Source organism: Fluoribacter gormanii (assembly GCF_900156395.1).
Classification (GTDB): Bacteria; Pseudomonadota; Gammaproteobacteria; order Legionellales; family Legionellaceae; genus Legionella; species Legionella gormanii.
Genome location: NZ_FTNL01000013.1, coordinates 102373 through 110540, shown reverse-complemented (window position 1 = coordinate 110540; position 8168 = coordinate 102373). Strand labels below are relative to the sequence as shown.

The following is an 8168-nucleotide window of genomic DNA, read 5'->3' as shown; positions in this document are numbered from 1 at the left end:
GAATGATTTGTATCAATCGATTCTTTAAAAATTGTTCCACCTGACAGGAGATCCCTCACCCTCGCTGCGCTTGGGTTCGGGATGACGTGGGGAGTTACAAATTCAGGAACAAATAACTTGTTCCTGAATTAAAAAATACAATCTTTATTTATTCTTTGTGGCAATTCTTAAATTGTTTTTCCATTTTATCTTCCATCTTTTTCATCTTATTTTGCAGTTCTGTTTTTTGTTGAGGATTAAGTACCGAAAAAATTTGATTTTTTGCGGTGACTTTAGCTTTCATCATATCACCAATAAGTTTTGTTTTTTTATCAATTAAACCGTCTACTGCTGATTGATCCATGGTGGCTGATTCTGCTTGTTGATTGATTTGTTGACTTAAATCCTTCATTTGATCAAAATCATTTTTCATTGATGTTTTAAGTTGGTCTAAAATAGGTTTTATTTTAGCTTTTTGGCTGTCATCAAGTTTTAGTGATTCAACCATGCTTTTAAATCCCTCTCCGCATTCTCCAGAATGAGCCAATACTACAGGACTAAGTGCCAGTGCACATGTAAATGCAGCGGTCTGTATAAGTTTTCTATACATGATACGTTCCTTCCCTAGTTAAGTGTTGAAATCATAAATTAGTATAGATGTTCTAAACTGATTTTTGTTATTTGAGTGAATAATTTCTATAATTTCAGATCTAAATATACAAAAAAACAGAACGCAGAGGAGATTGTGATCATTGAATATGCTCCATTGCACCTGAGCGAATTAGCGTGACACGGAGCACGTATAAGACTCAATACTAAGTTAATATTTTTAGACTATATTATAAATAAGGTGGTGGAAGGGTATATTTTATGTCTAAAGAATTAATTGAACTCAGTAAGGGTAATGGTGCTCCATTATTGATACTCCTAAGAAAAATCTCTAATAAAGCTGATGAGAATGCCAAACAGTATGCACTTCAGAAATCCGAAACAGTAACTCGGGATATGTACATCACGTTTCTAAAAAAGAGCTGAGTGATTATCTTTCTCGCTTTAAATTAAATGATGAAGAAATTAAAGATTATTGCGAAATCCTTCGAGAGACTAGTTTTGGGTCAGGGCAGGATACACAAAAGTGTACCGATACACTATTCTGGCTTTCAACAGGATTATATATGCAATCCACAGAAAGGGAGCTTGTTAAAGAACCAGAAGATTTTCTTAGATTTTTAAATCAAATTAATCAATCTAGGGCGACGCTACTGAAAAATGTATACGTTGAGTGTTTCCGAAGACCACACGAAAATTATGCACAACATTTAAGTTCTGAGCTAAAAAAAGAATGCCAGCAGTGGCGATGTAGTGATCACAAGCCCATACCTCAGAACGAAATAGATACGATGGTGCGTCAGATAAAAGAAGGTAAGGAAGTAACATTAAGTGCGAATTTTCAAAATGGGGTATACGATAAAGATCTGACAGAGAATATATTAAAGATAGTAGACAAGGCTAATTTGAATGCAAAGGTCTTGCAGGCTGGAGATAATCAACTCAAACGGCAAGGAATTACCGAAATTAACGCGCCAATTGATTATTACAAAATAAAACTTGAGGAATCAGCTAAATTATCTACTCCCAAATATCTAGCAAAAATTAATGAAGACAGGTATTCAGCAGCCCACAAGGTAATCAAAGGCTTTGAACTTTTTGTAAAATTTTTAGCCGCCCTTGTAACTCAATCTGGCCTGGGATTAGAAGATATTGCAAAAGAAATAGATAATCGAGAAAAGCGCGAAAAAATTTCAACTGGTGTTGAAAAATTCAAAGAAATAAAATCAAGTCTGGATGCCTTAAAATCGGAATGCTCCACAGAGGTAGCGGACACTGATTTGAGCTCTCAAGGTTTAACTGTAGGTAATAGCTAATGAATATCGTCCTCCAGCGTGTAAGAAATGGGGTTTCAGAACGGTTAATTTCCAGTTTCACTTTTTTCAAAAGTCATAAGAATAGGACAGGGTGAAGATTCAGTATCTCTGCATTTTGCTACTAAGCGTGATAGGGTGCTACAAGCTTCTGTTAACTCATTAATTTTTAAATTCAGTTGTTCAATACGCTTTTCAGCCATATCCCGAACATGCTTTCGATCATTCTTGGCATCAAACTCTAATAATTCCTTTATCTCTTTTAGAGTAAAACCTGCTTTTTTAGCTAAAAGAATAAACCTTAAACGGCTTATATCATTATCACCATAACGTCTTATTTTTGGGGCTCCAAGTTCTTTGGGAAGCAACGGGACATGAATCAGTCCTTTGCGTTGATAATAGCGTATGGTTTCAACTCCAACCTCACATAATTTGGCAAATTCACCAATTGTTTTATAAGACATTACTTGACTCCGTACTATGGTACGTACTCTATATTACTATTTATAGACCATTAATCGTAGAGGATAAAAATGAATAATTGCTCAATTAAAAAAGCGGTATTGTATCGCATGGTGATGGGGCATCATGTCTGCCCTTATGGCCTTAAAGCTAAAGATCTATTAAGGCATCAAGGCTATGAGATAGAAGATCATTGGTTAATCACCCGTGAACAAGTCGATGCGTTTAAAAATCAACACGACGTAAAAACCACACCTCAAATTTTTATCAACGATGAGCGAATAGGTGGTTATGACGATTTACGACGATACTTTGGAAAGAAAATAAGAGACTCAAAAGAAAAAAGTTATCGTCCCGTCATTGCTCTTTTCGCGGTTACTGCGCTAATGGCAATGGCAGTTAGTTATGCGACCTGTGGTAATCCGTTTACGCCACATGTTTTAGCCTGGTTTATTGCGTTTAGTATGGCAGTCCTTGCTTTATTAAAACTACAAAATATCGAAAGTTTCTCAACTATGTTTTTAAACTATGACCTTTTAGCCAAGCGCTGGGTTCCTTACAGCTATATTTATCCATATGCTGAAGGTTTAGCAGGGATATTAATGATTTCAGGCGCGTTGAATTGGGTTTCCATTCCTCTTGCCCTATTTATTGGAACTGTAGGTGCTCTTTCTGTGTTTAAAGCCGTTTATATCGACAAACGAGAGCTTAAATGCGCCTGTGTGGGAGGTGACAGTAAGGTGCCTTTAGGATTTATTTCACTCACTGAAAATTTAATGATGATGGGCATGGCTTTATTCATGTTGATTAAGTAATTTCATTAATCTATTGGTCGAGCGTCTTGCTTTTTACAGGCTTTTATACCTTTCGTGGGGATAGTGATTCACTCTCATCGAGAAGAGAGGTTGAGTCACCAATTCTAAATCTATCATTTGTATTAAAAAAACTCAGATTTCCAGCACTCAATGGAGTGCTAACTTCAATATTAGAAACGGAATTAAATAATAAAAATAATAGAAGAGAATCGTCAATCGGTATAGGAACATAAGTTTGCGGTCTAGTATTCTGTACTGGTAGTTGAGAAATTTGTTCTAATATTTCTTTTATTTTACTTAGGACAAAATTTCTCGCAAAATGACCATCCAACCGTTGAAAATTCTCTGCAATGCTTTCAAATAGTGCACGTAATCTTCTATCATTATTAGGCTGTGCAAGAACTTGTTCAATATTAAAAGCACTTACTTCTAGACGAATGATATTAATAATGGATACCAATTTACTATTCACATCGTGATACTCATTAGTATCACTATGTGGTATTATGCTATGAGCCCTTATTAACACACTGAGACATTTATTAAGAACTTCGAGACTAGAAACTGCTGTTTGCTCTCTTGTTTCTAACTTAGAGAATTGATTGGTTGCTGCTCGGTATGCTAGTTGACCAGCTATGGATTGATATTCTTGTTTTTTCGCAGGTATTATAGCTGCTGCGCTTTCATAAACCTCACTAAAATAGTCAAAAGCATTCTCTATAGCTTTTTGCCGAACGCTTAACCTATTAGCTAACCTATTTTTATGTAGGTCATTAATATAAGCAAATGTTTCACGTTCAATAGCAGCTGAGTCAATGGATTTTATGCTGCCATCTGTAACTGTAATATGTCTCAACATACGTTCACAGCACTCTATTCCAGAATTCACACCGTGAGCAAGACGATAATCAAAACCTTTTACTGCATCAAAGCCTAGAATCACCGTAGGTAAGCTATTGGATTCATGAACAACTTTATTTAATACATAGGGTATACTTTGGAAGCTTATAATCCTAGGTTTAACTCCATATTTTATTGATGGTTTTAACTCAGTATAATCATTTATCATGCCATCACTATAAATATCTAACAGTAACTGTATCCATTCTCGTTGTTGAGCTTGAGATAAATTAGGTGGTGTTTCCATATAAATGCATACTTTATCTTTAGCCCCTTGAGAGTGGGTATAAAAGGTTGGAAATGCCTCATAAGTCCACCCTAATGCTCTTAATCTCTCTCTTAATTCAATATTCCTCTGCAATGAGCTACGTTGGACATGAGGTGGTACAGCCTCTCCCTCTCGTGACACAAAAACAATTAAAGAAGAATTATTAGGAATTATGACATGTCCTACTAAATGATATGGAATAGGATTAATATCTACTAATAATCTTGTTTCAAAAGCTATTCCTGAGTTTATTAATTGCTGATGAGCATTTACCGCTTGGGCTACAGACGCGTTTCTTCCTGAACAATCAAAAACATAATCTGCAGGATAAACACCTCGAGAAGCATCAATCTTGCGAGTTATAACTGCTTTGGGTTGATCTTCAGCTTGAGCTTGTAATCCAATAAATTCTTCATCAATAAATCTAACATTTAAACGATGCAAATGAGCATACATCAAGCGCTCTAATTCTTTGATGTGATGTGCTTGTGAATGAGGCGTTTGGATGCCGGTGTTGCTAGTGACTAAATCAAATGTTTTAGGATTCAAATGTCCAGGTCTTGTATAATGATTTTCCGGGCGCTTTTCTATAATAACTATATTCTCAGGCTTAACCCCTTTATTTATCAAACGGTTCGCCTCATATAAACCGCCTAAACCTGCGCCAACAATTACGTGATTAGCCATAAATATATTGTTTTTTACTCGTCATAATGTGATCATAATTTACACTAATTGACTTAAGAAAAGATTAAGGCCTCCAAAAAAACATGAAATCACCCTGGAATTTTAGGAACAGGTTTAAATGTACTTAATAAATCATTAATAAATGGTACATATAATGACAAACGGAATAATATAGAAAGATATTTGATGACTACACCATTTTGGCAAATACGAAATAGTAAGTTCTTAACACGAAAAGCGAGCATGGAAGGAAATCTCACTGATTGTTTTCATGATCTTAAGCGTGACACAGTAAAGATTCACTTTAATGGCAAATTATTACTGGATATCTTCATTGCTGACTTGGCAATTGATGCAAGAGGCATGACGAGTAATGACAAGATAAGTGCCGTAAAAGCAAAACTCTCGATAGATAATATATCCAAACTCATTAAAAGAGAGCTACTTGGCTTTTGTGATAATGAGCAGATTAAAGCTCAGTATGTTGACACATTAAGTAAGGTTTTTTATCAATGGGGAGTACTTTATTTGGCTGCGCAATCACTCACTGATAATAGTGAGGTTGCTGCAAAAGGATACATCGTTGATGGCAATAAATTAAATACAAAAGTTAATATTTATGAAAAAAATGGAAGTATCTACATTGATGAGCAAACTGAGCTAATGGCCTTAGACCAGCTTGTGGGATTAGGTGCAGTCGAAGTGAGTAATGACGATAAATCTGCAATGATGATTATTAAACATAGACTCCACTTAAGACCTACTGGATCAGGCGGTATGGAGTATGCAAATACAGATTTAACTATTGAATATAATAGTACTCTCGCGCAAACACTATATGATAAAAGGACACTATTTGAGAAGATAATTGACCTCATCAATTCAATTTTAAGGTTCAATGGCATCGATAACTTCTCATTTGATGAAGAACCTTCTAAACCATCTATGTAATTTTATTGCAAGACAGTTTTACACTTTTACACTTGATTATGAAAGTCATTTCCATTTTGGAAAATTTATATTGAGAAATTTCAATATTATCAAAATGAAACACTTGGTGTAAATTATATGCATAATCAACATCGAAAACAGTAAAAATGACAAAACTTAAAGATCTAAAAGCAGAAACTCCATCTGTCGGACGATTAATTTCAGAGAAATTGCAGTAAGCATGCCGTCTGAAACGGAGATTGATTCCCGCTATAAACGAATATACCGTTTTTTCTCTGGTTACTCATTTGATTTTACATCGATAGCCCGTTGGTTATTTTATTTGTTTTTTACAGACAACGATAAGCTTTATCTTAGCATGGACCGAACCAATTGGTTTTTTGGCAAAGCTAAAATCAATATATTTATGCTTTCGGTTTGCTATGAAGGAATTGCTATTCCACTATTTTGGACGCTGTTAAACAAAGCCGGGAACACGACAGCACAGGAGCAGATAGCTCTTATTTCACGATTTACTCATCTCTTTGGCAAAGAGTGTATCCAAGGAATACTCGCAGATAGAGAATTTCCTAATAAGACACTCATTGCGTGGCTGGTTGAAGAGAAAATACCTTTTTATTTGCGAATCAAAGGTACTATGGATGTGTGCATTGGGCGTAAAAAATTCAAAACGTCAGCTGAGCTATTTTTCTTGTTGTTTAGTGGTCTTATCTCCTTTGCCAAAGATAAGTTGCTTTAAATTGGATAGGGTTATTTTATGCTCGACCAGTGCACGCAGAACCCAGGAAGCCAGGTGAGTACACCCAATGACAAAAGGTTTTGTTCCCTCTGGTAAGTTTGATGAGTGTACCAATGCAATGATCTGATCAACGTCTTCTTGTGATTTTTCAATGACAATCGGTAGTTCTTTTGCTGGTGTCATTTAGCAACCCTGCTCCTCTTAAGGGCAGCAAGGTTAGCTAGCAGTCCTAATAAAATCAATAGGTTGGGGCGAAAATAATGACTCAATGCTTTTTTGCCGCAAAGTCAAAATTATTTCCATTTTGGAAAATTTATATTTCCAAATCTCTATATTATCAAAATAGCTCACTTAGTTTAAATTATACACATACCCATCATGGAAAATGTGCAAAATGATAAAACTTAAGGGTTTAATTCCAAGTACCCCAGAAGATATGCTAACATCTCAAAAGGTCGGAAATCATTATAAGATAGTACCAATGACTTTGTATGATCTACGAGATCTTCCCCAATTGACTGAGAAGGATTTGTCTGAAAAGTTATTTCAAGATGAAGATTTTGTCATACCACCAAAAGTCCGTGGCCGCTCTTGGGTCAAAGCAAAGATAGGAAAACTATACCTTGAATGGAGGCCTGATGGGAAAGGAAGTTTTCTTTTAAACATTAGATATATTGATAGTAAAAATCAACTCCTACAGCCATTTTTAAATATACTAAATCCACGCCATTCAAAGATTGAGCTTCATGATTTATTACCTTTTTCCATGAGTACTTATTATAAGGATTATACGGGCAAGGTGAGAAGAAGTGGCCACGAAGCACGTGTACCGAGAAGCTGTGCTTATGAGTTGAAATTGGTTCTCACTAAATTGCTTCTTCATGAAGCCCCTAGTGCATATGAAATGAGAAATTTCCAGGAAAATTGCCGGAAACTTAATGCCCAAGGAAATTCAGCTCAGCCTAGCGTACAAACTGAACCATCAATTAATATTGTATATTTTGGCTTAAATCTTCATAAAAAGCCTACTACTTTGTTTCAAGTAAAAGCACATGATGCTCATGAGTTTCTTTCAAAAACTAGGAGTCCGGTCGAGATTGATCAATGGTTGCAGGGAATATTGTTGCCCAACCTCTCTCTTAAAGAACGCAAAGAAGGATATCTTTTAGGCTTGGAAAATATAATTAATGAATTGGATTCTACGGCAAAAAAGAGCTTGGCATTCTATATTTTAAACTGTCCAGGCCATTTTTTAAAAAAAGAAAGAGATTTTTTTCGCTCTTTAGAATATTCCAACGATACGTTCTCTGTCTTTCAGCTTGTTAAAAAGCTCATGCACGTTCCTGCAGAAGCTAAAAACAACATACTGGTTATTGAGGATAAAGAACATCATCAGGAGTATCTTCTTTCTCGCCATACATAAAAATGAGGGATTATTTAATAGA

General features: G+C 35.4%; 10 protein-coding genes. 6 read left to right on the top strand and 4 right to left on the bottom strand.

Annotation, left to right across the window (positions count from 1 at the left end):
• Positions 1–148: 148 nt before the first annotated feature.
• Positions 149–589, bottom strand: a complete 441-nt coding sequence (locus BW930_RS09725; protein WP_058469137.1) for a Spy/CpxP family protein refolding chaperone — start codon at positions 587–589, stop codon at positions 149–151.
• A 260-nt stretch (positions 590–849) separates the two neighbouring features.
• Here BW930_RS09725 and BW930_RS17150 point away from each other — a divergent pair, with 260 nt between their 5' ends.
• Positions 850–1014, top strand: a complete 165-nt coding sequence (locus BW930_RS17150) for a hypothetical protein (protein ID WP_154668512.1) — start codon at positions 850–852, stop codon at positions 1012–1014.
• Between the two features lie 140 nt (positions 1015–1154).
• On the top strand, positions 1155–1904 hold the full coding sequence (locus tag BW930_RS09720) for a hypothetical protein (RefSeq protein ID WP_058469136.1): 750 nt from the start codon (positions 1155–1157) through the stop codon (positions 1902–1904).
• A gap of 44 nt (positions 1905–1948) precedes the next feature.
• Here BW930_RS09720 and BW930_RS09715 read toward each other — a convergent pair whose 3' ends face one another.
• Positions 1949–2365, bottom strand: coding sequence for a MerR family transcriptional regulator (locus tag BW930_RS09715; RefSeq protein WP_058469135.1), 417 nt, complete (start codon positions 2363–2365; stop codon positions 1949–1951).
• Between the two features lie 69 nt (positions 2366–2434).
• Between BW930_RS09715 and BW930_RS09710 the strand changes: the two genes are divergently transcribed.
• Positions 2435–3178, top strand: a complete 744-nt coding sequence (locus BW930_RS09710; protein WP_058469134.1) for a glutaredoxin family protein — start codon at positions 2435–2437, stop codon at positions 3176–3178.
• A 43-nt stretch (positions 3179–3221) separates the two neighbouring features.
• Here the strand turns inward: BW930_RS09710 and BW930_RS09705 are convergent, their stop codons facing one another.
• On the bottom strand, positions 3222–5033 hold the full coding sequence (locus tag BW930_RS09705; protein WP_058469133.1) for an NAD(P)/FAD-dependent oxidoreductase: 1812 nt from the start codon (positions 5031–5033) through the stop codon (positions 3222–3224).
• Between the two features lie 186 nt (positions 5034–5219).
• Between BW930_RS09705 and BW930_RS09700 the strand changes: the two genes are divergently transcribed.
• Positions 5220–5984 carry a hypothetical protein gene (locus BW930_RS09700; protein WP_058469132.1) on the top strand — a complete coding sequence of 255 codons (765 nt, stop codon included), beginning with the start codon at positions 5220–5222 and terminating at the stop codon, positions 5982–5984.
• 220 nt (positions 5985–6204) lie between these two features.
• Positions 6205–6723: a hypothetical protein gene (locus tag BW930_RS16940; RefSeq protein ID WP_064276570.1), complete on the top strand. Its 519-nt coding sequence runs from the start codon at positions 6205–6207 to the stop codon at positions 6721–6723.
• On the opposite strand, the gene BW930_RS09690 is transcribed toward BW930_RS16940, so the two are convergent.
• On the bottom strand, positions 6667–6906 hold the full coding sequence (locus BW930_RS09690) for a hypothetical protein (RefSeq protein ID WP_058469131.1): 240 nt from the start codon (positions 6904–6906) through the stop codon (positions 6667–6669). The two genes, BW930_RS16940 and BW930_RS09690, sit on opposite strands and share 57 nt — an antisense overlap.
• A gap of 211 nt (positions 6907–7117) precedes the next feature.
• Here BW930_RS09690 and BW930_RS09685 point away from each other — a divergent pair, with 211 nt between their 5' ends.
• The gene (locus tag BW930_RS09685; RefSeq protein WP_058469130.1) at positions 7118–8146 is read left to right on the top strand and encodes a hypothetical protein; all 1029 of its coding nucleotides are present in this window, start codon (positions 7118–7120) and stop codon (positions 8144–8146) included.
• Positions 8147–8168: the final 22 nt, after the last annotated feature.

Bases quoted from the DNA above. Each gene is read 5' to 3' on its own strand.
- BW930_RS09715 (WP_058469135.1), bottom strand. From the start codon at position 2,365: ATGTCTTATAAAACAATTGGTGAATTTGCCAAATTATGTGAGGTTGGA.
- BW930_RS09705 (WP_058469133.1), bottom strand. From the start codon at position 5,033: ATGGCTAATCACGTAATTGTTGGCGCAGGTTTAGGCGGTTTATATGAG.
- BW930_RS16940 (WP_064276570.1), top strand. From the start codon at position 6,205: ATGCCGTCTGAAACGGAGATTGATTCCCGCTATAAACGAATATACCGT.
- BW930_RS09700 (WP_058469132.1), top strand. From the start codon at position 5,220: ATGACTACACCATTTTGGCAAATACGAAATAGTAAGTTCTTAACACGA.
- BW930_RS09710 (WP_058469134.1), top strand. From the start codon at position 2,435: ATGAATAATTGCTCAATTAAAAAAGCGGTATTGTATCGCATGGTGATG.
- BW930_RS09690 (WP_058469131.1), bottom strand. From the start codon at position 6,906: ATGACACCAGCAAAAGAACTACCGATTGTCATTGAAAAATCACAAGAA.
- BW930_RS09685 (WP_058469130.1), top strand. From the start codon at position 7,118: ATGATAAAACTTAAGGGTTTAATTCCAAGTACCCCAGAAGATATGCTA.
- BW930_RS17150 (WP_154668512.1), top strand. From the start codon at position 850: ATGTCTAAAGAATTAATTGAACTCAGTAAGGGTAATGGTGCTCCATTA.
- BW930_RS09720 (WP_058469136.1), top strand. From the start codon at position 1,155: ATGCAATCCACAGAAAGGGAGCTTGTTAAAGAACCAGAAGATTTTCTT.
- BW930_RS09725 (WP_058469137.1), bottom strand. From the start codon at position 589: ATGTATAGAAAACTTATACAGACCGCTGCATTTACATGTGCACTGGCA.